This window comes from Tenacibaculum larymnensis (genome assembly GCF_028829235.1).
In the GTDB taxonomy this organism is placed as follows: domain Bacteria; phylum Bacteroidota; class Bacteroidia; order Flavobacteriales; family Flavobacteriaceae; genus Polaribacter; species Polaribacter larymnensis.
This window is the reverse complement of the sequence record NZ_JAIWJY010000008.1, coordinates 14,898-35,896: the sequence shown is the minus strand read 5'-3', so window position 1 is coordinate 35,896 and position 20,999 is coordinate 14,898. Positions and strand designations below refer to the sequence as shown.

Sequence of the window (20,999 nt, the reverse complement as noted above, 5' to 3'; positions counted from 1 at the left end):
AATAGTATTAATAATATTGCGAGCAAATCCAACTTACATACTTTTAGCTTTCTATCTTTTTTGTTTTCAATTAAGTAATGCGCAAGAATTTGGCAAGAAAGGCATTACTCCTCAAAAACCTAATAAAGACTCTATTTTTTCTAGTCCTAAAGACACCTTAATAGGTTTAAAAAATAATGCTCTTATTAACAAAAAAAGAGACACTATTGCTAACGATTCTATTAAACCGAAAGAAGTAATTGATGGTATAATTACTCACGATGCTGAAGATTATACTATACAAAACGCCAAAGACAAAACTATTACCTTATACAATAAAGCCCAAGTAACCTATACTGATATTGAATTAAAAGCTGGAATTATTATTCTAGATTACAAAAACAATATGGTATATGCTAAAGGTATAAAAGATAGTACAGGATATCATCAGAGACCTCAGTTTAAACAAGGTGGACAAGAATCTGAACAAGATTCTATCCTTTTTAACTTTAAAACTAAAAAGGCTTTAGTTTATGGTGTTAAAACTGATCAAGCAGGGATTATTACTTACGGAGAGAAAACAAAAAGGGTAAACGATTCTACCATATATATGCGAAGGTTACGTTTTACTACTTCAAAAAAGAAAATTCCAGATTATTATATTCAAACAAATAAAGCAAAACTAGTTCCTGGTAAAAAAATTATTGTTGGTGGTAGTAATTTAGTACTGGCAGATGTACCAACTCCTGTTTATTTACCTTTTGCTTATTTTCCTTTAACAGATAAAAGAACCTCTGGTTTTATTATTCCTTCTTGGGGAGAGAGTAATAATCAAGGTTTTTTTATGCAAAATGGAGGATACTACTTTGCTTTAAGCGACTATTTTGATTTAACGGTGTTAGGAGATTTATATACCAATGGTAGTTGGGGATTAAATGCTTCCTCCAACTATTATGTTCGTTATAAGTTTAGTGGAAATTTTAGCGTTCGTTTTGAAAATATTATTCAAGGTATACGTGGTTTAAGCAACTATCAAAAATCTACAAATTTTAATCTTAGGTGGAGTCATAGTCAGGATGCTAAATCGAGTCCAAATTCACGTTTTTCAGCCTCTGTTAATTTAGGAAGTAGTAAATATTATCGTCAGTCTTTAAACGAATTTAATAGTTCTCAATTTTTAAATAATACGTTGAGTTCATCTATATCATATTATAAAAATTTTGTAGGTACTCCTTTTAACCTTAGCGTAACTGCTACTCATTCACAAAATACCAATACAGAGTCCATTACCATGACACTTCCATCTTTACAACTTAACATGGATCGTATTTATCCGTTTGCAGGTAAAAATGGGGTTAAAAAGAATGCTATTCAGCGAATGGGGCTTAACTATAGTATGCAAGGTCAATATCAAATTAACACTACTGATGACGAGTTTTTCACTTCTAAAATGTTTAAAACAGCAAAAAAAGGGATTCAACATAACTTAAGTACAAATACAAGTTTAAAAGCTTTTAGATACTTTACATTATCACCTAGCGTAAACTATAAAGATGTTTGGTACTTTGATCAAATTAAAAAACGATACGATCCAACTGCGGTAAACAAAGATGGTAATTTTGGTACTGCTGTTAATGACACTATCAGTGGTTTTACTCGTTATAATGAGTATAACTTTGGAGTTTCATTATCTACAAATATCTATGGTGTATTCCCCATTAATAAAGGGCGTTTAAAAGGCATTCGTCATACGATTAGACCATCTATTTCATATGGATATCGTCCAAATTTTGCTGATGATTACGATTTAACAGTTCGTCAAAGCTCTGATCCTAATGACTTATTAACCTATTCTCCTTTTGAAGGTGGTATTTATGGAACACCAGGAAGTGGAGTTTCAAACTCTATTGGTATTTCGGTAAATAATGTTTTAGAAGCCAAAGTAGCCCCTAAAGACCCTGACAGTGATGAAGAGGATAAAAAAATCACGATTCTTAACAACTTAAATTTTAGCACAAGCTACAACATAGCTGCCGATAGTTTACGTTGGTCTCCAGTAAGAGCAAATGCTGGTACACGTCTTTTTAAAGACAAGCTTGCTTTAAACATGAATGCTACTTTTGATCCATACCAAGTAAACAGCAAAGGACAAAGAATAAATAAATTTAACGGTAGTCTTCTTAGAATGACTAATTTGGGTGTAACAGCAAACTACTCTATTTCTAGTAAAGATTTTGAAAAGAATAAAGATGATAAAGATGACTCAGATAATAAAAGTGGTAATGGTGCACAAGACACTCCTGATGTTTTTGGAGAAGGTATAGGCTCCACCAATGGCTTTCCTAACAATAGAGGTAATAAAAAAGGTGAAAGCGAAACCAAAGAAACCGAGCTATACAGAGCTAAAATACCTTGGACTCTTAATTTAGCTTATAGTATGAGCTATACAGATAACGGCTTAGAAAGTAAAATTGGTAATAACACATTAATGTTTAGTGGTGATGTTGAACTTTCGCCAAAATGGAAAGTTGGTTTTTCTTCTGGTTACGATATCAAAGACAACGCTTTTACATACACAAGATTGAACTTTTCTAGAGATTTAGATAGTTGGCGATTCAACTTTAACTGGACTCCTTTTGGTGTTAACTCATCTTATAATTTCTTTATTGGAGTAAAATCTTCAGTATTAAGCGACTTAAAATGGGATAAAAACAAACCACCAGATAGAGTTTTATTCTAGGAGTTAGAAAAATCTAACTTTTCCTTTTTAACAAAACAAACAACTTTATAAACTCAAGCAAGAATGAAAAAAATAATCACAACTGATAAAGCTCCAGCTCCAATTGGGCCATATAACCAAGCTGTACTTAGCGGAAATACTTTATACACTTCAGGTCAAATAGCAATTAATCCTGAAACTGGTAAATTAGTTTTAGATTCTATTGAAGCAGAAACAAAACAGGTAATGCTAAACATGAAAGAAGTATTAGCTGCTGCTGAAATGACTTTTGAAAACGTTATTAAGACTTCAATTTTCATTTCTGATATGCATAACTTTTCAAAAATTAATGCTGTTTATGGTGAATATTTTGATGATGCTACTGCTCCTGCTCGCGAAACTGTTGAAGTAGCTAACTTACCTAAGTTTGTAAATGTAGAAATTAGTATGATTGCTGTTAAGTAAGACAATTTCAAAACATGAATAAATAAAAAATCCACTTTCAAAAAGTGGATTTTTTATTATATCGCTTTTATTAATAATTCCGCTGTCGATGGATTTGTAGCTAACGGTACATCATGTACATCACACAAACGCATTAACATTGAAATATCTGGTTCGTGTGGATGTTTTGCTAATGGATCTCTAAAAAACAACACCATTTGACATTTCCCTTCTGCTACTCTACCTGCAATTTGTGCATCACCCCCAATAGGTCCTGATAAATATTTGGTTACTTCAAAACCTGCTTTTTCTGCTTTCTCCCCTGTTGTTCCCGTTGAAATTAACTGAACACTTTTTTGGCGTAAAACTTCTTTGTGTTCATTTAAAAACTGAACCATTTCAGCTTTCATTCCATCATGTGCTATAATTGCTATTTCCATAAATAGTGTTTAAAAAAGTATTCCCGCAAAAAGCGGGAATACAATATTACAAAATATTTTATGCTTTTATAAAGAAGCTGAATACTCTAGTAAATCTACAATTTTTGTAGCATATCCAAACTCATTATCGTACCAAGAAATTACCTTGAAAAAGTTTTCGTTTAACTCTAAACAAGCGTCAGCATCAATTACTGATGTTCTTGTTTCTGAAACAAAATCTTGTGACACTACCTCATCTTCAGTATACCCTATAATTCCTTTAAATTCACCTTCTGAAGCCTCTTTTAATGTTTCTAAAATTTCTTTTAACGAAGTTGCCTTATCTGTTCTAAATGTTAAATCAACCAAAGAAACATCCGCTACAGGAACTCTAACAGCCATCCCTGTTAATTTACCTTCTAGTTCTGGAATAACCTTTGTTACAGCTTTTGCTGCTCCTGTTGATGTAGGTATAATATTGTTAACTACTGAACGTCCTCTTCTCCATTTTTTGTTAGGTCCGTCAACCGTGTTTTGTGTTGATGTTGCTGCATGAACCGTGGTCATCAAACCTTCTTTTAACCCAAAGTTATCGTGAATTACTTTTGTTAATGGCCCTAAACAATTTGTTGTACACGAAGCATTTGAAAAGATATTTTCACCAGCTGTTAATTCTTTATGGTTTACCCCCATAACATACATATTAGCATCTTTAGAAGGCGCTGAAATAATTACTTTCTTTGCTCCTCCTGTAATATGCATTGCTGCCTTATCTTTATCTGTAAAGAAACCTGTAGATTCAATTACATATTCTGCTCCGGCTTCATTCCATTTTAAATTTTCAGGATTTCTTTCCGCAGTTATTCTTATTGTTTGTCCATTTACAACTAAGTTTCCATCTTTTACTTCAACATCTCCTTCAAAACGTCCATGAACAGAATCATACTTCAATAAATAGGCTAAATAATCTACATCTAACAAATCGTTAATAGCCACAACTTGAATGTTGTCTCTTTTCATTGCAGAACGGAATGCTAATCGACCAATTCTTCCAAATCCGTTAATTCCTATTTTTATCATTATTTTAAATTTTATATTCGTGTTTAAGTGGTCATAATATCAGATACGCGTAATAATTCGGTATCAATATTATGTTGACCTTTGATTGCTTTTTCTAAATCGGTAGAAATTACTTTATTATCTTTCAAACCTACCATCAAATTTGTTTTTCCATCAAGTAATAATTCAACAGCACTTACACCTAGCCTACTTGCTAAAACTCTATCAAAACAAGATGGAGAACCTCCTCTTTGCATATGTCCTAGCACAGAAACCCTTACCTCATATTCAGGTAAATTTTCCTCTACATAATCAGCCAGTTCAAATACATTTTTTCCAGTTTTATCTCCTTCTGAAACTACTACTATACTTGATGATTTTCCTGATCTTCTACTTTTCTTTAATGATTCTAACATTCTTTCTAACCCTAAATCTTCTTCAGGAATTAAAATCTCTTCAGCTCCTGCACCAACACCTGCATTTAATGCTATAAATCCAGCATCACGTCCCATAACCTCAACAAAGAAAAGTCTGTTATGAGAAGAAGCTGTATCTCTAATCTTATCAATAGCCTCTACAGCTGTATTCAAGGCTGTATCATAACCAAGGGTATGACTTGTTCCTGAAATGTCATTATCTATTGTTCCTGGAATTCCTATAATGGGGAAATTGAACTCTTTGTTAAAAATAACTCCTCCTGTAAAAGAACCATCACCTCCAATTACTACTAAAGCATCTACATTATTCTTTTTTAAGCTTTCATAAGCTTTTTGTCTTCCTTCTTTAGTTCTAAAATCTTTTGACCGAGCCGATTTTAATATCGTTCCTCCTTTATGAATAATATTATTTACACTCCTAGCGGTCAAAGGAATTAAATCTCCTTCTATCAATCCTTGATACCCCCTATAAATCCCCATACAATCCGTACGATAATAGGCGCAAGTCCTTACAACAGATCGTATCGCGGCATTCATTCCTGGAGCATCCCCTCCAGAAGTCATCACTGCTATTTTTTTAATTTTTCTCATAAAACGAATATCAAATTTACTCAATTTTAGTCATTTTTAAGTAAAAAACAACAAATTCATTTTTGCTTTTTAATTGAAATTTAACGTTTCATTTTATTTGGTTACTTTTAGCCAACAAATAAAACAAACTATGCTATTAACCTCTCTTGATTACATTATCATTTTCGGATTTTTTATTCTTTCATTACTTATTGGGCTTTGGGCTTCAAAATCAGCAGGTAAGAATAGTTCTGAATTCTTTTTATCAGGAAGAAACATGCCATGGTGGTTATTAGGAGTTTCTATGGTCGCAACTACATTTGCTGCAGATACTCCTGGATTGGTTACCGAATTGGTTAGAAAAAATGGTGTTTCAGGTAACTGGGTTTGGTGGGCAATGCTTCTTACAGGAATGCTTACCGTATTTTTTTATGCTAAACTATGGAGAAAATCAGGTATAACTACCGATTTAGAGTTTTATGAGTTACGCTACTCTGGTAAAATGGCTAGCTTTTTAAGAGGTTTTAGAGCCATTTATTTAGGTGTAATTTTTAACGTAATTACAATGGCTGGGGTTTGTTTGGCTGGAGCTAAAATTGCTAATATTTTATTAGGAATATCACAAGAAGAGACACTTTTGTATTCTTCAATAATTGTTGTTATTTATTCTTCTTTAGGTGGATTAAAAGGTGTGTTACTTACTGATTTTGTTCAGTTTTTAATTGCTATGATTGGTTCTGTTTGGGCCACTATATATATTGTTAGTTTACCAGAAATTGACGGGCTTTCAAATTTATTAACGCACCCAAACGTAAGTGATAAACTAGCAATGTTTCCTGATTTTTCAAACAAAGAAGCTTTAATTACTTTATTTATTATTCCTTTCGCTGTACAATGGTGGAGTACTTGGTACCCTGGAGCTGAGCCTGGTGGAGGTGGCTATATTGCACAACGCATGTTAGCCGCTAAAGATGAAAAAAATGCTACATGGGCTACTTTATTTTTCAATTTTGCGCATTATGCATTACGTCCTTGGCCATGGATTATTGTAGGCTTGGCTTCATTAATTATTTTTCCAAGTTTAGAAAGTATGAATCAAGCGTTTCCTGGTTTAACTACTGAAATGCAAGGACACGATGTGGCTTATGCTGCAATGATGACCTATTTACCAGCAGGTTTATTAGGAATTGTATTAACTTCATTAATCGCTGCTTTTATGAGTACAATTTCTACTCAATTAAACTGGGGTAGCTCATATGTTGTAAATGATTTTTATAGCAGATTTATTAATAAAGATGCTTCTGAAAAGCAAAAGGTAGTAGTTGGTAGAATATCAACTGTAGTTTTAATGTTATGTGCCGCTCTTTTTTCCTTCTACTTACAATCTGCCAAAGGAGTTTTTGATTTACTACTACAAATAGGTGCAGGAACTGGACTGTTATTTATTTTACGTTGGTTTTGGAGTAGAATTAACCCGTATAGTGAAATCGCTGCAATGGCTATATCTTTTATAATTGCTGTTTTCTTTTTTATCAATGGAAAAATGGAATCTCCATTTATTCAAATTGCGGGGTATTGGCAATTAATTATTGGTGTTTTGGTTACTACAGTAGGCTGGATTATTGTAACCCTTTTAACACAACCTACCGATGCTAAAACTTTAGAAAAATTTGATAATCTTATTTTTGAGGATAATTATAAGTTTAAAAATGTTGGATATAAAATTGTAGGATTTATAACTGGAACTATAGGTGTCTACAGCTTCTTATTCGCCACTGGAAATTGGATTTATGGTGAAATAGTTCTTGCTACAATACTTTCAATAATCACCTTAATTTGTATTTTAATTTTAAGGAAAATATGGAAGTTTGTTTCTTAACACAATTAATCCTTACAAATGTTAGACACAAAAACCTTTATTGAACAGCTTTATCGTAATTAGATATAATTTTTTTTATTCTTTTGTTCTCAAAAACAGAAGGATACAACTCTTTTACAATTGTATGATACTCAAAATCGATAGTTAAAGCGTTATTTAAATGTGTTACACTATACTCCTCTTTACCAAGAATCATAAATAACCCACAAAGTCTATACTCTATTTCTGCAAATTCTTTATACGTTTTCTTTGCTTGAATTAATATTTTAAGAGCTTCATTAAATTCTCCTAAAAACAATAGAAGGTCTGCCAACGCAACATATATTTCAATTTCTCTGTCTCCTAATGATAAGCAAGTTCTAAAAGCTTTAACAGACTCTTCGTAAAAATTGAGTTTTAAATTGATATCGCCATAGCGTCTCCAATACAAAACGTTTGCCTCATCTATATTAATAGCTTTATTAATATAATACAGTGCTTTTTGATAGTTTTCTTGATTATAACAAGCATTCGTTAACAAAATCCACCCTCTATCTAAAAGAGGATCTTCATGTACAGCTTTTTTATAAAAGTGTATTGCTGTTTGTATGTTCTCAAGTTTTTCGTAACATTCTCCTATTCTTATGTAGGCGTAAGCTGTTGGGTCATCTAGTTCTAGTGTTACTAAATAATTCTCTATAGCTTCCTCATATCTCTTTAACTCTTCTAAAGATTTAGCTTTCTCTAAATACCCTCCTATAAAACTATCATCAATCAATACTGCATAATCAAAAGCTGTTAATGCTTCTTTAAACAAACCTAACTCAAAATATTGCCTTCCTAATTGATGCCACGCAACTTCGCAGTAAGGATTTTTATCTAAGTATGAGTTCAAAAATTTTATCGCATCCTCATGACTATCTTGCATATCAAAACAATACACAATGTTATATAACGATGAATAATCTTCGTAATCTACTTCAATACATTTAGCAAAGTTTAAACGTGCATTTTCAAAATCATCTAGATATAGGTATTCCATACCTATCATAGACCAAACATCAGATGGATCTTCTATGTATTGTAAAGACTCTTTTAAAATGGCAATTGCTTCTGTGTGTTGTTTCTTTTTAGATAAGATAATTGCTTTTTGAATAAATACCTCATCGTTGTGTGGTTCAACAGCTTCAATATTAGATAGCATTTTAATTGCTTCATGCAATTCATCTTCAAAAATTAAAATTTCTACTTTCATTAATTTTAATTGAATTGAAGATGGATGCTGCTCCAAACCTAGCTGTACAGCTTTTTTTGCCAACGACTGTTTACCTATATTTAAATAATGCTCTATAATTGTTTCAAATTCTACAGCATCAAAAAAATATACCTCATTGGTTTTCAACATGGATTCAAATTTTGATAATGACATAGGCTACAGATTTGAATTTATATAAAGTTACTACAAGAACAGTACCTATTTACCCATATGTTTATTTCTTTTCAACAATTTAATTAACAATACTAAGCTCTCTTTCTTATTAACACTAAGTTATTTGAAAGAGTTAATTATTTTTCTATATTTGAAAGAACAAAAAATTAACATCTAATTTTAAACAAAAAATCATGAGTAAATTTGACGAAAAAGTAGCGCTTTATAAAAAATTTATGGACGATAGAGATATTCGTTCTAATACTGATTTATTAACTGCTGTTACAAAAGGATTGGGACCTTCTATTTATAAAAATGATGCTGAAACAGTATCAGGTAGTGATCCTAAAGAACTAGAAACAGTTAAGAAAAACTTTTTAATGAAAAAATTAGGTTTAACTGATGGACCAGAATTAGATAAGGCTATTGGAGAAGTGATGGAGAGAATTGGAAAGTCTGAAAGAAATAAGTATCGTGCAGTTGTATACTACATGCTAGTTAAGAAATTTGATAAAGAGTCTGTTTACGGAATGTAATAATATTCTTTTAAGAAATATAAGTCCTGTATTTAAGTTTTAAGTACAGGACTTTTTTTATTTTAGCCACCAACAAACAACTTATATTTATGTCGCAATTTATTAGCGTTTTTGATATGCTTAAAATTGGGGTGGGACCTTCTAGCTCCCATACCTTAGGCCCTTGGAGAGCTGCCCAACAGTGGATACAAAAATTAAAAGAAACAAATGAATTTCTTTTAATTGAAGAAATAAAAGTAGACTTGTATGGTTCTCTTTCTTTAACTGGTAAAGGACACGCGACAGATTTAGCTGTTTTATTAGGTTTAAGTGGTGCTGATCCGGAATACATTCCTATTGAAACTATCGATGTTATTATTAGCGATATTCAAACCAAAGAGCTTTTATTTTTTAATAATGAAAGAAATATTGCTTTTGCTAATGGCTCAGTAACATTCAACAAAGAGTTTTTACCGTTTCATGCCAATGGAATGACTTTTAGAGGATTTGCTAACGGTGTAGAGATTTCTACGGAAACATACTATTCTATTGGTGGAGGTTTTATTGTACAAGAAGATGATAATCTTGCTGAAGATATTGAAATTAATAAACAAAATTTTCCATTTCCAATCAACAGAGCTACTGAACTTGAAGCCTATTGTGAAAAGGAAGGGTTAAACATTTCTGATATAGTTTACCAAAATGAGCTTGTAATTAATTCTGCTGAAGAAATAGATAAAGAGTTACATCGTATATGGAGTACAATGTTAGAGTGTATGTATATAGGTTGTCATACTCAAGGGATTTTACCTGGAGGATTAAATGTAAAGCGACGTGCATTTGAAACACACCAAAAACTTATTAAAGATGCTCAATACACTAATCAACAAGAATGGATTACTGCTATTAGAGGTACCGAAGTTAAGTTTCGTGAAATTTTAAAATGGGTAAGCTGTTTAGCCTTATCTGTTAACGAGGTAAATGCTGCTTTAGGTAGAGTTGTTACCGCTCCTACTAATGGAAGTGCTGGAGTTATTCCTGCTGTAATAATGTATTACTTAGTAATAGAAAACCACAATGCTACTTTTGAACATGTTAAAAAGTTCTTACTTGTTGCTGGAGAAATAGGAAGTATCTTTAAGAAGAATGCTACAATTTCTGCAGCTATGGGTGGTTGTCAAGCTGAAATTGGTGTATCTTCTGCCATGGCCGCTGCTGCATTAACAGAATTGTTAGGCGGAACCCCGTCACAATGCCTAGTTGCTGCTGAAATTGCCATGGAACATCATTTAGGACTTACATGCGATCCTATTGGTGGATTAGTACAAGTGCCTTGTATTGAGCGTAACGCTATGGGAGCCATTAAAGCTATTAACGCTGCTGAATTAGCTTTAGAAACAAACCCAAAAGAATCTAAAGTGCCTTTAGACAAAGTAGTTGATACCATGTGGGAAACAGCTAAAGATATGAATAGGAATTATAAAGAAACTTCAGAAGGAGGTTTAGCCGTAACTGTACGATTAGCTGATTGTTAATTTCTACTATTTTATCTCTATTGGTTCTCCTAAAAATTTAGGTTTTATATTAAAAAGGATATCAATAAAAACTTTTACTCTAGCTAAGTATTCTCTTAGCTGGACTTTTATTGCTTTTTTTCCTGAAACTCCTTTAGCATTAAAACCTATTGCATCAATCTCAAAATGATTTGCTAAATATAAAGCTCTTTCATTATGGAATTGTTGAGAGATAATAGTTACAGAAGTCTGCCCGAAAATTTCTTTAATCCTTACTACCGAATCTAAAGTTCTAAAACCTGCATAATCTAAATAGATTTTATCCTCAGGAATCCCTTCTTTAATCAAATCATTTTTAAAATCGGTTGGTTCATCATATCCTTCAGAACCGTTATCACCACTTACTAAAATAAAATCAATCTTCTTTGCTTTGTATAACTCCACAGCAGCATTCAATCGAAATTGATAGTACAAATTCACTCTACCATCAGATAGATACTTTACCGTACCTAATAACAATCCTACTTTGTTTTTAGGAATTGTTTCTGTAGTATTAAATAGTTTTTCTTCCACATTTTTAATTATTACTTTATTTGATATATAAATAGCAATAACAATTAATAAACAACTTAAAAGAAAAAGGATAGCAACTTTTTTTCGTTTCATTTATCTTGTGAAAACTAGTTCTGTTTCAGTAGACATTTCTTCAGAAAAGCCATATCCTTCTACATCAAAACCTTTCAACTCTTCTAAAGTTTCTACATTATTGTCTATAATGTAACGCACCATTAATCCCCTTGCTTTTTTAGCAAAAGTCATAATCGTTTTATACTGTCCATTTTTAAAATCTTTAAAAACTGGGGTTATCATAGGTACTTTTAATGCTTTTTTAGGAAGAGCTTTAAAATACTCTGTGCTTGCTAAGTTGATTAACAACTCACCGTCTTGTAACTCTTCATTTAGTGATTCAGCTAATGTAGTATCCCAGAACTTATATAAGTTTTCTCTTCTTCCTACTTTTAACTTAGTTCCCATTTCTAAACGATACGGTTGAATTAAATCTAAAGGTTTTAGTAAACCATACAACCCTGATAAAATCCTCAACTTGTCTTGTAAAACAGGAATCTTATCTTCTGAAATTGAATTAGCATCAATCCCTCTATACACTTCACCTGTAAATGCAAACACTGCTTGTTTTGCATTATCTAAAGAAAAAGGAGGTTGCCAATCTTGATTTCTGTCATAATTTAAACTTGCTAAATCATCAGAAATCTTCATTAACTCACTCAATTTTTTTCTTGATAGTGTTTTTAACTTCTTATTTAATTTTTCAGATTGTTCTAAAAATCTAGGTTGTGTATATACATCGGTAGTAGCTTTGTTTTCAAAGTCTAACGATTTTGCTGGTGATATAATAATTTTCATGCTGTAAAATTTAAAGTAAAAATAAGAAGCTATTTTAAAATCATCAATTACTTCAGGTAATTTATATTGATTGTAGTATTGATATTTTTAATACTAAACTTGTAATCCATCATAAGCTAAAAACACATTCTCAGGTAACTCTATTTCAACCTCATCATGTAACCCTAAAAGCTCACTAATATGGGTTAGATATGCTTTCTTAGGTTTAACTTCCTTTATAAACCTTAATGATTCTTCTAAATTAAAGTGTGTTTTATGAGGCTCTCTTCTCAAACCTGTAATAACTAAAACTTCTAAATCATTTAGTTTTTCTTTCTCCTCTTCAGAAATAGTTTTAATATCAGTTATATAAGCTACATTATTAAAACGATATCCGAGAATTGGTAAATTACCATGCATTACTTCAATTGGAATTACCTCTACCCCATCTAACTCAAAACTTTTTTTATGTGATATAATGGTTGGAGCTACACTTGGTGCACTTGGATATCGGTTTTCGGTTGCAAATATATAATCGTATCGCTTTTGTAAAACCCCCAATACTCTTTCTGTTAAATAAATGGGTACTGGACCTATTTGAAAACAATACGGACGAATTTCATCTAAACCAGCTATATGATCAGCATGTTCATGTGTAAATAAAATTCCGTTTATTGAAGCCACTTCTTCGCGCATCATTTGCTGACGAAAATCAGGTCCGCAATCAATCACATAATTAATATCATTCCATGAAACCAACACCGAAGATCGTAATCTTTTGTCTTTGGGGTTTTTAGATAAAGCTACAGGATGTTTACTTGTAATCATTGGAACTCCAGTAGAAGTTCCTGTTCCTAAAAAAGTTATTTTTACTTGATTTTTTTTCTTCATTTTCACCACAAAAATACAACAAAAATTGTCTGTTAGTTTGTAATTTCAGTACATTTGTACTACGTAACTAAAAATAACAAAATGGCAATTACGTTAAAAGGAGATCAAAAGATAAGTACTGTACCAACTACCAAAATGAAATCGTTAAAGATTAACTTAAACGCTCATATATATGGGACTTTTGCAGAGATTGGAGCTGGTCAAGAAACTGTTCGTAATTTTTTTAGAGCCGGTGGAGCTTCTGGTACAATAGCAAAAGCTATGAGTGCTTACGACAAAGACTTTTCTGATGCCATTTATGGAGTTGAAAAAGACAATCGTTATGTTACTGAACCTCGATTAAAAAAGATGCTAAAGCATGAAATGGATTTAATTGAGGAGCGTCTTGATCGTCAAAAGCACCCAGATAAATTATTTTTTAGTTATGCTAACACGGTAGCAACCATTAACTTTACTAAAAAATTTAAAGGTCATGGTTGGGTTGGTATTCGTTTTCAGTTAGATCCATTAGAAGATTACAACGAAATTGTTTTACACCTCCGTTTTAAAGAAACTGATGCTCGTCAGCAACAAGAAACGTTAGGTGTTTTAGGTGTAAACTTAATTTATGGAGCTTACTACTTAAATGACAATCCAAAAGACTTATTAAAATCTTTTTACGACAACATTGATAAAGACCGTTTAGAGATTGATATGATTAATTTCTCTGGTCCTCGATTTATGTATGTTGATAATCGTTTAATGAGTTTACAACTTGTTAAAAATGGGATGACTAATGCTGTAATGTTTGGTCCTGATGGAAACAACTTATTACCAGCACAAGTACTTTATAAAAAGAATATCTTAGCACTTCGTGGTAGCTACAGACCTGTTACCAAGGTAAATATGGATATGTTTGAACGTGCTAAACAATTATTCTTTGACGAGAATAAAGTAGACCCAAAAAAGACAAAAATTATTTTTGAGATTACCTTGAGTAACCTTCGTGCCGAAGGAGAAATTAATGAACGTGACTTTTTAGATAGAGCTGAACTTTTATGTTCTCTTGGTCAAAATGTTATGATTACCAACTATCAAGAGTACTTCAAGCTAGTAGAATACTTTAGTGAATACACTAAAGAGCGTATGGGACTTGCCATGGGGGTTTACAACCTGATTCAAATTTTTGATGAAAAATACTACCGTGATTTAAGTGGTGGTATTTTAGAAGCTTTTGGTAAACTTTTCTATAGAGATTTAAAGGTATATATGTATCCTTATAAAAATGAAGAAACAGGAGAGTATATAACCAGCGAAAACCTTAAAGTACATCCAAGAATGAAAGAACTTTATAAGTTCTTTAAAAATAATGGTCGTTTAATTGATATTAAAGATTTCAATCCTAACATCTTACATATTTTTTCTAGAAAAGTTTTAAAGAAAATAAAAAATGGAGAAGAAGGATGGGAAGAAATGCTTCCTAAAGGAGTTTCTGAAACTATCAAGGAAAAACGTTTATTTGGATGCACAAAAAGAATTAAGTAATCTTTTTACACCTCTTTTTAAACCTTTTATTATCTTTAAAGTCTAACAGCTAAACAGTTTTAGTTGATTGACGAAATTACACTTATAGATCAATTACAGCAATCTACTACTAAAGAGATTGCTTTTAAAAGCCTTGTATCTCAATATAAAGAGCGATTGTATTGGCATATACGAAAAATTGTAATTTCTCATGAAGACGCTGATGATGTTTTACAAAACACATTTATTAAAGTCTTTAAAAATATTGATAACTTTAAAAGAGATAGTAAATTATTTTCTTGGATGTATAGAATAGCTACTAATGAAGCTATAACTTTCATAAATAAAAAAGCTAAAGAAAAAAACATACATATTTCTGATTATCAACTACAAATAACCTCTACTCTAGATAGCGATTATTGGTTTTCTGGTGATGAAATTCAGCTTATTTTGCAAAAAGCAATTGCTACGTTACCTCAAAAACAGCAATTAGTATTTAACATGAAGTACTTTGACTCTATGAAATATGAAGAAATTTCTGAGATTCTTGACACCTCAGTTGGGGCTTTAAAAGCCTCGTATCATATAGCCGCAAAAAAAATAGAACATTTTATAAAGAACTATAATTAAACCTTTTACAAAAACAATAGTCTTACTAGGGTAATGAATGAAAAATTAAAACATACTATAGATTTTATAAACCAGCAGGTTGGTAAAGATTGTGGTTTTTCGACTCCTAAAAACTATTTTGAAGAAGTTGAAGAAACTATTAACACATCTATATTTATAGATAATTTACCAAAAAATAAAGCATTTAATACCCCTGACAGTTATTTTGACGAGATTGAAGCTCAAATTCAATCAAAATTAACTACAGAACAAATTACAGAAACGAAAGTAATTTCTTTACGTAAAAGAGTTCTACAATATATTCCTGTAGCAGCTGCGGCTTCAGTTTTGCTTTTTATTGGCATTAATTATTTTAACACTCAAAAAATTACTTTTGAAGACATTACTATTACTGATATAGAATCTTGGTATGAAAATGGATATGGTGATATTGACAACAGCGAACTTGCAGTAACATTAAACACTTCTGAACTAGACGAAGATATACTGGCCTCTATTAGTGATGAAACACTTGAAGATTACTTAGATTCTGTTGACACACCAACACTTATAAACGAAATAGAACAATGATGAAGAAACACTTACTTATATTATTAGTAGCTTTTACTTCTTTTTTCTCTGTTCAATCACAGACAAAAAAAGGTAACTATGAAAAAATTAAAGCTTTTAAAGTGGCTTTTCTCTCTGAAAAGTTAAACCTTACAGAAAAAGAGGCTGATAAATTTTGGCCATTATACAATGTGTACGATAAAAAAATGATTGAGCTTCATAAAGCAGAACGTTACAGTATAAAAAAGAAAATACTTAGTTGTGGAGGAATTGATAGCTTAACCGATAAAGAATCAAAAGAAATTGTCAATAAAATTAAGTCTGTTTCAAAAGAACAATATGAAACTAAAACTAATTTTTATGATAACCTTTCTACCTTTTTATCAGATAAAAAAATCCTCACTTTAGAGGTGGCTGAACACGAATTTCACCGAAAGCTTATAAAAAAGCTAAAAGGTGAAAAAAGGAAACATCGAAAATAAAAAAAGGAAGCTTAAAAGCTTCCTTTTTTTTACTTATCGACTAAGGCTAAACAAACATATAAATCTGGTTTATTAGCCGTAAATTGTTTTAGCCAAATAGTTAGTTCATCTATTTCATAAGGTAGTAATCTACCTAAAGCTTTTTCAAGCTCTTTACAAAATAAATCAGCGTTAAAACTAACCTTTTGAAGTACAGTTTTCGTGTACTCGTACATAGCTCTTGCCATATTTATTGGGGTTATCTGTTATTAAATACTGAACGTAATTTACGAAATTTTATTCCAATGTTAGTGTTAAAATTTATCAAAAAAAAAGCGAGACTTGTTTAAGTCTCGCTTTTTAAACATATAATTTATAGTATTATAAACTATTTACTTTTTCTATTAAAGCGTTTGCTCTTGACTCTAAATCAGCACTTACTGATTTATAGTGAGCTTTTTTATCTTCAACATTTTTTGCATTTACCTTTGCAATTAAATCATCAAAAGTTACAATAACTTCATCTACAATAGCGTCTGCTTTCGCTTTATCAGCTTCAGGGTTTAACTCTGTAGTTATTTGACAAATACTAATAATGTCTCCTAATGTATAGTTAATATCTTTCTTTAAATTTTTTATGCTTGCCATAATTATAAATTTTGATGCAAAATTAATCGATTTTATCTAATTCTTGTTGAAATTTTTCAAAAAACTGCCCCACATGATATCCATCTACCAAAGCATGATTTACATTTATTGCTACCGGCATTAATATTTTATCATTTTCATACTTTAATTTACCAAAAGCTAATTGAGGAACACTATCATTTTTGTTTCCTGAAAAAGGTTCTTTATGTCCTGTAAAACTTACCCAAGGAATCGCTGAAGAGTGTATACAGCCTAACGAATATCTGGGAGGCAATAAATTAGTTGAATTTTGTATTCGCTCTTTTTCTTCTAGATAACTTTTGTTAAACATTTCAAAATCTTCTGAATAATCAAAATAAGAAAAGCCAAATGTTGTATCTGTTCTTGCTACAGTTGTTGATGCATTAATAACATCATAAACTGTAACTTTATCTCCTTCTATTCTATACTTAAAGTTTTCAACTGCATTTATAGCTTTCATACAAGCGTGTAAATACCGAACAAAAAAGGATTGATTTTTCTCCTTTGCCGATTGATAAGTCCTAGACACATCTACATCTGCAACTAAACCGAAAGTTGGGTCTGCTAAAGCTCTAAAGTGTTTAAAAAGTTCTTTTCTGTTCCAATTTTCAATATCTAGATACTTCATTTATAAAAACTTTAATACATCTGTAATACTAGATACTGTTTTATAAGCATCTGACTTTTGTTCTTCGTTTACTTCTTCATGCGCCCATGTTGTATGAAATGGAACATGAATTGCAGTTGCTCCTATTTCTATTAAAGGTAATACATCTGATTTTAATGAGTTTCCTATCATTAAAAACTCAGAAGGGTTAATATCTAACCTTTTTACAAGTTTTTTATAGTCAGTTTTTTTCTTTTCACTCATTACTTCAGTATGATGAAAATATTTTAAAATTCCTGATTTAGCTAACTTACGTTCTTGATCTAACAAATCACCTTTTGTTGCTACAATTAACTTGTATTTTCCGTGTAACTCTTGTAGAACCTCTTCTACCCCATCTAACAACTCTATTGGCTTTTCTAACATCTCTTTTCCTATCTCTAAAATTGCTTCCATTTTTTTTGGACTGATTTTATAGTTAGAAATTTCTAGAGCGCATTCTACCATTGACAACATAAAGCCTTTTACTCCATATCCATATATTTTAAGGTTCTCTATTTCCTTTTTAAATAACTCTTGATGGATTTTATTTTCCGTTTCGTAATCAGACAATAATCGAGCAAAGTCATCTTCAGCATCACGAAAGTAAGTTTCGTTTACCCAAAGTGTATCGTCAGCATCAAAGGATATAATTTTAATATTATTCATTTTCTAATAATTTTATAGCTTTTTCTAAGTCTTCAGGAGTATCAATACCAATGCTTTCTACTGAAGTTTCAATCATTTTAATTTTTTTTCCTACTTCTAAATAGCGAATACATTCAATTTTTTCAGCAGCCTCAATTGGAGTCATAGGTGTGTGGTAAAAATCAATTAATGCTTCTTTTCTGAATGCATAAACTCCCTTATGTTTGTAGTAATTAACAGCTACTTCTTTATCTCTATGATATGGAATTACACTTCTTGAAAAGTAAATAGCAAAATCATTCATATCAGTAATTACCTTTACGTTATTAGAGTTTTGAATATCTTCCTCATCCGTCATTTTTACTTTTAGCGATGCTAAATCAATTTCCTTTTGAATATCAGATTTAAAAACACTAATTAATTTTGATAACGAAACTGTATCGATAAAGGGCTCATCTCCTTGTACGTTTACCACGATATCTACGTCTAAGTTTTCAACCGCTTCAGCAATTCTATCAGAACCACATTCGTGTTCCTTTTTACTCATTAACACCTTACCTCCTACCTTTTCTATAGAGTTATAAATTACTTCAGAGTCTGTTACTACATACACTTCATCAAACAAATCAGCTTTTACCGCAGCCTCATAAGTTCTTACAATTACAGGTTTTCCGCCTAAATCTTTCATTAATTTCCCAGGAAAACGTGATGCACTATAACGTGCAGGAATCATTGCTATTATCTTCATAAATAATCATAAGTGTTTACGTATCAAAGATACATATTTAAACTACTAACATAAAAACTGATAAAGCTCACATTGATAAAACTTTAACATTAAATACTTTTTGATTTTATTCAATTATTAAAAACTTTTACTATTTTTGGATCATTATGAAGGCGCTTTTAGGCACATACACATTTATTTTTAACGCGATCAATTCGATTATGTGTAATGCCCGCATGCATAAACAATATGTATATGTAACTAAAAGCACCCAAAGAAACAGATTCAAACATCGATTTTAAATAATCAATTTTTATAAAACTTAACCAAGGTGCTTTTTAAAAAAAGCACCTTTTTTTATTTACTAATATTTTAAATTTTAAACATTATGAACACTTTTAAGTATCGAAATTCAATTAGAAAACACGTAGCCTCAACAGTAATGTACTCAGTACAAAATCCATTTTACAGAGATCCGGAATTACTAATACTTAATCCTTAAAATTATCATGAAAACATTAAATATCACATCAAACAATAAGTCTAACCAATTTATAGTTAACAAAAAACAAGTTAGCAAAAACAAAGTGCTAAAAGCTTCAGTTTTATATGATAAAATTGAATCTAGCGCGAACACTTCTTTAGACTTTTATCCAGATTCTTCTAATTTTAGTTTTAACAGCGTCGAATTTGATCTGTTAGGCAATGCCTACCTTAATGATAAGCTTGTTATCAAAAACAATATTAAAAAATTGAGTGATACTGAAATTATTTTCAATATAACAGTATCTAAAAAAGAAGAAAAGAAACAAAATATTATTTGTACAGCTACTTTTGGCTATACTATTAAAAAAGCATCTTAATTATTCCTAAAAATTGATTTTACAATCAATTGAGCAATCGTTAAGTTAGTTTGGTTTGTTTATAAGCTTAGGAGATTTTTTCTCTTAAGCTTATTTTATATACGTTTCTAATAACTCTGAAGAACCTTCTGATAAAATTTCTACTTTATCAATACACGCTGGTACCAAGATTGTTTCTCCTTTTCTTATGATTTCTTGTTGGCTATCATAAAAAAATGTTACTTCTCCTTCCACACACATATATATTATAAAACTATCTTTTCTTGATAAATCAACTTCTTTCTCTCCTTTTACAGGAAGGATATTCGTTGTAAAATAAGGGCATGTAACTACCTGGCTTGCTACATTTTCTTGTTTTGAGTAAGTTGTTTTATATGTATTCTTAGCTGAAAAATCTATTGTTTTTAATGCTTTTTCTGTATGTAATTCTCGGTAATTACCATCAATATCTTTTCTATCCCAATCATAAATACGATAAGTAATATCAGAAGTCTGCTGTATTTCCGCAATCAATAAACCTGCACCAATAGCATGCACTCTACCTGGAGGCACAAAATATACATCTCCTTTAGTTACCTTATCAACATTTAATATGCTTAAAAGTGTTTTATTGTCTAGGTGCTGTATGTATTCTTCTTTACTTGAATTTTCTTTGAATCCTATTATAATGTTAGCTTCTTCATCAGCTTGCATTACATACCACATTTCGGTCTTTCCATAAGACTCTTGAAGTCCTGCTAAATCATCATCAGGATGTACCTGAATACTTAATACTTCTTTAGCATCTATAAACTTTATTAACAGCGGAAACTGTTTTCCAAAAGTTTTATAAACATAATTACCTACTAAATCGTACTTATATTCTTTTAAAAGACTTCTTAATGTTCTCCCTTTTAAGTTACCGTTACTAACGATTGATTCATCTCCATCTACATCAGAAATTTCCCAGCTTTCTCCAATATTGGAACCATCTGATTTTTTATGAAGTAGTTGGTTTAGTTTTTTTCCTCCCCAAATTTTTTGTTTTAAAATTGGAGTAAATCGTAGTAATTGGTTTATCATAGA

23 protein-coding genes are annotated in these 20,999 nt (G+C 31.0%); 10 read left to right on the top strand and 13 right to left on the bottom strand.

What is annotated here, in order from left to right; translation table 11 throughout:
* The first annotated feature begins 16 nt into the window (after positions 1-16).
* Together LCI24_RS12055 and LCI24_RS12050 are read left to right on the top strand one after the other, a co-directional pair.
* Positions 17-2,719: a putative LPS assembly protein LptD gene (locus LCI24_RS12055; RefSeq protein ID WP_274640597.1), complete on the top strand. Its 2,703-nt coding sequence runs from the start codon at positions 17-19 to the stop codon at positions 2,717-2,719.
* Positions 2,720-2,782: 63 nt separating this feature from the next.
* A complete protein-coding gene (locus LCI24_RS12050) occupies positions 2,783-3,163 on the top strand; it encodes a Rid family detoxifying hydrolase (RefSeq protein WP_274640596.1) in 381 nt (126 codons plus the stop codon).
* Positions 3,164-3,219: 56 nt separating this feature from the next.
* On the opposite strand, the gene LCI24_RS12045 is transcribed toward LCI24_RS12050, so the two are convergent.
* From LCI24_RS12045 to pfkA, 3 genes are all read right to left on the bottom strand, one after another.
* Positions 3,220-3,582, bottom strand: a complete 363-nt coding sequence (locus LCI24_RS12045; RefSeq protein ID WP_099216252.1) for a methylglyoxal synthase — start codon at positions 3,580-3,582, stop codon at positions 3,220-3,222.
* A 66-nt stretch (positions 3,583-3,648) separates the two neighbouring features.
* A complete protein-coding gene (gene gap, locus LCI24_RS12040) occupies positions 3,649-4,641 on the bottom strand; it encodes a type I glyceraldehyde-3-phosphate dehydrogenase (RefSeq protein WP_274640595.1) in 993 nt (330 codons plus the stop codon).
* A gap of 23 nt (positions 4,642-4,664) precedes the next feature.
* Complete coding sequence (gene pfkA, locus LCI24_RS12035) at positions 4,665-5,648, bottom strand: 6-phosphofructokinase (RefSeq protein ID WP_028891044.1); 984 nt, start codon at positions 5,646-5,648, stop codon at positions 4,665-4,667.
* Between the two features lie 130 nt (positions 5,649-5,778).
* On the opposite strand from pfkA, the gene LCI24_RS12030 reads away from it, so the two are divergent.
* Positions 5,779-7,506, top strand: coding sequence for a sodium:solute symporter family protein (locus tag LCI24_RS12030; protein ID WP_274640594.1), 1,728 nt, complete (start codon positions 5,779-5,781; stop codon positions 7,504-7,506).
* Between the two features lie 37 nt (positions 7,507-7,543).
* On the opposite strand, the gene LCI24_RS12025 is transcribed toward LCI24_RS12030, so the two are convergent.
* Positions 7,544-8,914: a tetratricopeptide repeat protein gene (locus LCI24_RS12025; RefSeq protein WP_274640593.1), complete on the bottom strand. Its 1,371-nt coding sequence runs from the start codon at positions 8,912-8,914 to the stop codon at positions 7,544-7,546.
* A 194-nt stretch (positions 8,915-9,108) separates the two neighbouring features.
* On the opposite strand from LCI24_RS12025, the gene LCI24_RS12020 reads away from it, so the two are divergent.
* Together LCI24_RS12020 and LCI24_RS12015 are read left to right on the top strand one after the other, a co-directional pair.
* Positions 9,109-9,450 (top strand): DUF2853 family protein, encoded by a 342-nt coding sequence (locus LCI24_RS12020; RefSeq protein ID WP_274640592.1) that lies wholly within the window; start codon positions 9,109-9,111, stop codon positions 9,448-9,450.
* Between the two features lie 89 nt (positions 9,451-9,539).
* Positions 9,540-10,964 carry an L-serine ammonia-lyase gene (locus tag LCI24_RS12015; RefSeq protein WP_274640591.1) on the top strand — a complete coding sequence of 475 codons (1,425 nt, stop codon included), beginning with the start codon at positions 9,540-9,542 and terminating at the stop codon, positions 10,962-10,964.
* Positions 10,965-10,970: 6 nt separating this feature from the next.
* On the opposite strand, the gene LCI24_RS12010 is transcribed toward LCI24_RS12015, so the two are convergent.
* From LCI24_RS12010 to LCI24_RS12000, 3 genes are all read right to left on the bottom strand, one after another.
* Positions 10,971-11,609 (bottom strand): SanA/YdcF family protein, encoded by a 639-nt coding sequence (locus LCI24_RS12010; protein ID WP_274640590.1) that lies wholly within the window; start codon positions 11,607-11,609, stop codon positions 10,971-10,973.
* Positions 11,610-12,368 (bottom strand): peroxide stress protein YaaA, encoded by a 759-nt coding sequence (gene yaaA / locus LCI24_RS12005; protein ID WP_274640589.1) that lies wholly within the window; start codon positions 12,366-12,368, stop codon positions 11,610-11,612. It lies immediately after the preceding gene.
* Between the two features lie 93 nt (positions 12,369-12,461).
* Positions 12,462-13,238 (bottom strand): MBL fold metallo-hydrolase, encoded by a 777-nt coding sequence (locus tag LCI24_RS12000; RefSeq protein WP_274640588.1) that lies wholly within the window; start codon positions 13,236-13,238, stop codon positions 12,462-12,464.
* Positions 13,239-13,319: 81 nt separating this feature from the next.
* Here LCI24_RS12000 and LCI24_RS11995 point away from each other — a divergent pair, with 81 nt between their 5' ends.
* The 4 genes from LCI24_RS11995 (at position 13,320) to LCI24_RS11980 (ending at position 16,402) form a co-directional block, all read left to right on the top strand.
* The gene (locus tag LCI24_RS11995) at positions 13,320-14,762 is read left to right on the top strand and encodes a nicotinate-nucleotide adenylyltransferase (protein ID WP_099216260.1); all 1,443 of its coding nucleotides are present in this window, start codon (positions 13,320-13,322) and stop codon (positions 14,760-14,762) included.
* Positions 14,763-14,825: 63 nt separating this feature from the next.
* Positions 14,826-15,371 carry an RNA polymerase sigma factor gene (locus LCI24_RS11990; RefSeq protein ID WP_274640587.1) on the top strand — a complete coding sequence of 182 codons (546 nt, stop codon included), beginning with the start codon at positions 14,826-14,828 and terminating at the stop codon, positions 15,369-15,371.
* Positions 15,372-15,404: 33 nt separating this feature from the next.
* Positions 15,405-15,941, top strand: coding sequence for a hypothetical protein (locus tag LCI24_RS11985; RefSeq protein WP_274640586.1), 537 nt, complete (start codon positions 15,405-15,407; stop codon positions 15,939-15,941).
* Positions 15,938-16,402, top strand: coding sequence for a sensor of ECF-type sigma factor (locus LCI24_RS11980; protein WP_274640585.1), 465 nt, complete (start codon positions 15,938-15,940; stop codon positions 16,400-16,402). The genes LCI24_RS11985 and LCI24_RS11980 overlap by 4 nt, the downstream gene beginning before the upstream one ends.
* 29 nt (positions 16,403-16,431) lie before the next feature.
* Here the strand turns inward: LCI24_RS11980 and LCI24_RS11975 are convergent, their stop codons facing one another.
* The 5 genes from LCI24_RS11975 to kdsB all read right to left on the bottom strand — a co-directional run bounded on the left by LCI24_RS11975 (position 16,432) and on the right by kdsB (position 19,092).
* The gene (locus tag LCI24_RS11975) at positions 16,432-16,629 is read right to left on the bottom strand and encodes a hypothetical protein (RefSeq protein WP_047789135.1); all 198 of its coding nucleotides are present in this window, start codon (positions 16,627-16,629) and stop codon (positions 16,432-16,434) included.
* Positions 16,630-16,762: 133 nt separating this feature from the next.
* Positions 16,763-17,029: a hypothetical protein gene (locus LCI24_RS11970; RefSeq protein WP_274640584.1), complete on the bottom strand. Its 267-nt coding sequence runs from the start codon at positions 17,027-17,029 to the stop codon at positions 16,763-16,765.
* A 22-nt stretch (positions 17,030-17,051) separates the two neighbouring features.
* Positions 17,052-17,678 carry a chloramphenicol acetyltransferase gene (locus tag LCI24_RS11965; RefSeq protein WP_274640583.1) on the bottom strand — a complete coding sequence of 209 codons (627 nt, stop codon included), beginning with the start codon at positions 17,676-17,678 and terminating at the stop codon, positions 17,052-17,054.
* Positions 17,679-18,365: an HAD family hydrolase gene (locus LCI24_RS11960; RefSeq protein WP_274640582.1), complete on the bottom strand. Its 687-nt coding sequence runs from the start codon at positions 18,363-18,365 to the stop codon at positions 17,679-17,681. It abuts the gene before it with no gap.
* On the bottom strand, positions 18,358-19,092 hold the full coding sequence (gene kdsB, locus LCI24_RS11955) for a 3-deoxy-manno-octulosonate cytidylyltransferase (RefSeq protein WP_121147206.1): 735 nt from the start codon (positions 19,090-19,092) through the stop codon (positions 18,358-18,360). Before kdsB ends, LCI24_RS11960 begins: the two co-directional genes overlap by 8 nt.
* A 488-nt stretch (positions 19,093-19,580) precedes the next feature.
* Here kdsB and LCI24_RS11950 point away from each other — a divergent pair, with 488 nt between their 5' ends.
* Positions 19,581-19,934 carry a hypothetical protein gene (locus LCI24_RS11950; protein ID WP_274640581.1) on the top strand — a complete coding sequence of 118 codons (354 nt, stop codon included), beginning with the start codon at positions 19,581-19,583 and terminating at the stop codon, positions 19,932-19,934.
* A gap of 90 nt (positions 19,935-20,024) precedes the next feature.
* On the opposite strand, the gene LCI24_RS11945 is transcribed toward LCI24_RS11950, so the two are convergent.
* Entirely contained in the window at positions 20,025-20,996 is a 972-nt protein-coding gene (locus LCI24_RS11945) for a type I phosphomannose isomerase catalytic subunit (RefSeq protein ID WP_274640580.1), read from the bottom strand.
* Positions 20,997-20,999 lie beyond the last annotated feature (3 nt).

Bases quoted from the DNA above. Each gene is read 5' to 3' on its own strand.
- LCI24_RS12030 (WP_274640594.1), top strand. From the start codon at position 5,779: ATGCTATTAACCTCTCTTGATTACATTATCATTTTCGGATTTTTTATT.
- pfkA (WP_028891044.1), bottom strand. From the start codon at position 5,648: ATGAGAAAAATTAAAAAAATAGCAGTGATGACTTCTGGAGGGGATGCT.
- LCI24_RS11960 (WP_274640582.1), bottom strand. From the start codon at position 18,365: ATGAATAATATTAAAATTATATCCTTTGATGCTGACGATACACTTTGG.
- LCI24_RS11945 (WP_274640580.1), bottom strand. From the start codon at position 20,996: ATGATAAACCAATTACTACGATTTACTCCAATTTTAAAACAAAAAATT.
- LCI24_RS11970 (WP_274640584.1), bottom strand. From the start codon at position 17,029: ATGGCAAGCATAAAAAATTTAAAGAAAGATATTAACTATACATTAGGA.
- LCI24_RS12045 (WP_099216252.1), bottom strand. From the start codon at position 3,582: ATGGAAATAGCAATTATAGCACATGATGGAATGAAAGCTGAAATGGTT.
- LCI24_RS11995 (WP_099216260.1), top strand. From the start codon at position 13,320: ATGGCAATTACGTTAAAAGGAGATCAAAAGATAAGTACTGTACCAACT.
- LCI24_RS11950 (WP_274640581.1), top strand. From the start codon at position 19,581: ATGAAAACATTAAATATCACATCAAACAATAAGTCTAACCAATTTATA.
- LCI24_RS12050 (WP_274640596.1), top strand. From the start codon at position 2,783: ATGAAAAAAATAATCACAACTGATAAAGCTCCAGCTCCAATTGGGCCA.
- LCI24_RS11980 (WP_274640585.1), top strand. From the start codon at position 15,938: ATGATGAAGAAACACTTACTTATATTATTAGTAGCTTTTACTTCTTTT.
- yaaA (WP_274640589.1), bottom strand. From the start codon at position 12,368: ATGAAAATTATTATATCACCAGCAAAATCGTTAGACTTTGAAAACAAA.
- LCI24_RS12000 (WP_274640588.1), bottom strand. From the start codon at position 13,238: ATGAAGAAAAAAAATCAAGTAAAAATAACTTTTTTAGGAACAGGAACT.
- LCI24_RS12020 (WP_274640592.1), top strand. From the start codon at position 9,109: ATGAGTAAATTTGACGAAAAAGTAGCGCTTTATAAAAAATTTATGGAC.
- LCI24_RS12025 (WP_274640593.1), bottom strand. From the start codon at position 8,914: ATGTCATTATCAAAATTTGAATCCATGTTGAAAACCAATGAGGTATAT.
- LCI24_RS11975 (WP_047789135.1), bottom strand. From the start codon at position 16,629: ATGGCAAGAGCTATGTACGAGTACACGAAAACTGTACTTCAAAAGGTT.
- LCI24_RS12015 (WP_274640591.1), top strand. From the start codon at position 9,540: ATGTCGCAATTTATTAGCGTTTTTGATATGCTTAAAATTGGGGTGGGA.
- LCI24_RS11965 (WP_274640583.1), bottom strand. From the start codon at position 17,678: ATGAAGTATCTAGATATTGAAAATTGGAACAGAAAAGAACTTTTTAAA.
- gap (WP_274640595.1), bottom strand. From the start codon at position 4,641: ATGATAAAAATAGGAATTAACGGATTTGGAAGAATTGGTCGATTAGCA.
- LCI24_RS12010 (WP_274640590.1), bottom strand. From the start codon at position 11,609: ATGAAACGAAAAAAAGTTGCTATCCTTTTTCTTTTAAGTTGTTTATTA.
- LCI24_RS11985 (WP_274640586.1), top strand. From the start codon at position 15,405: ATGAATGAAAAATTAAAACATACTATAGATTTTATAAACCAGCAGGTT.
- kdsB (WP_121147206.1), bottom strand. From the start codon at position 19,092: ATGAAGATAATAGCAATGATTCCTGCACGTTATAGTGCATCACGTTTT.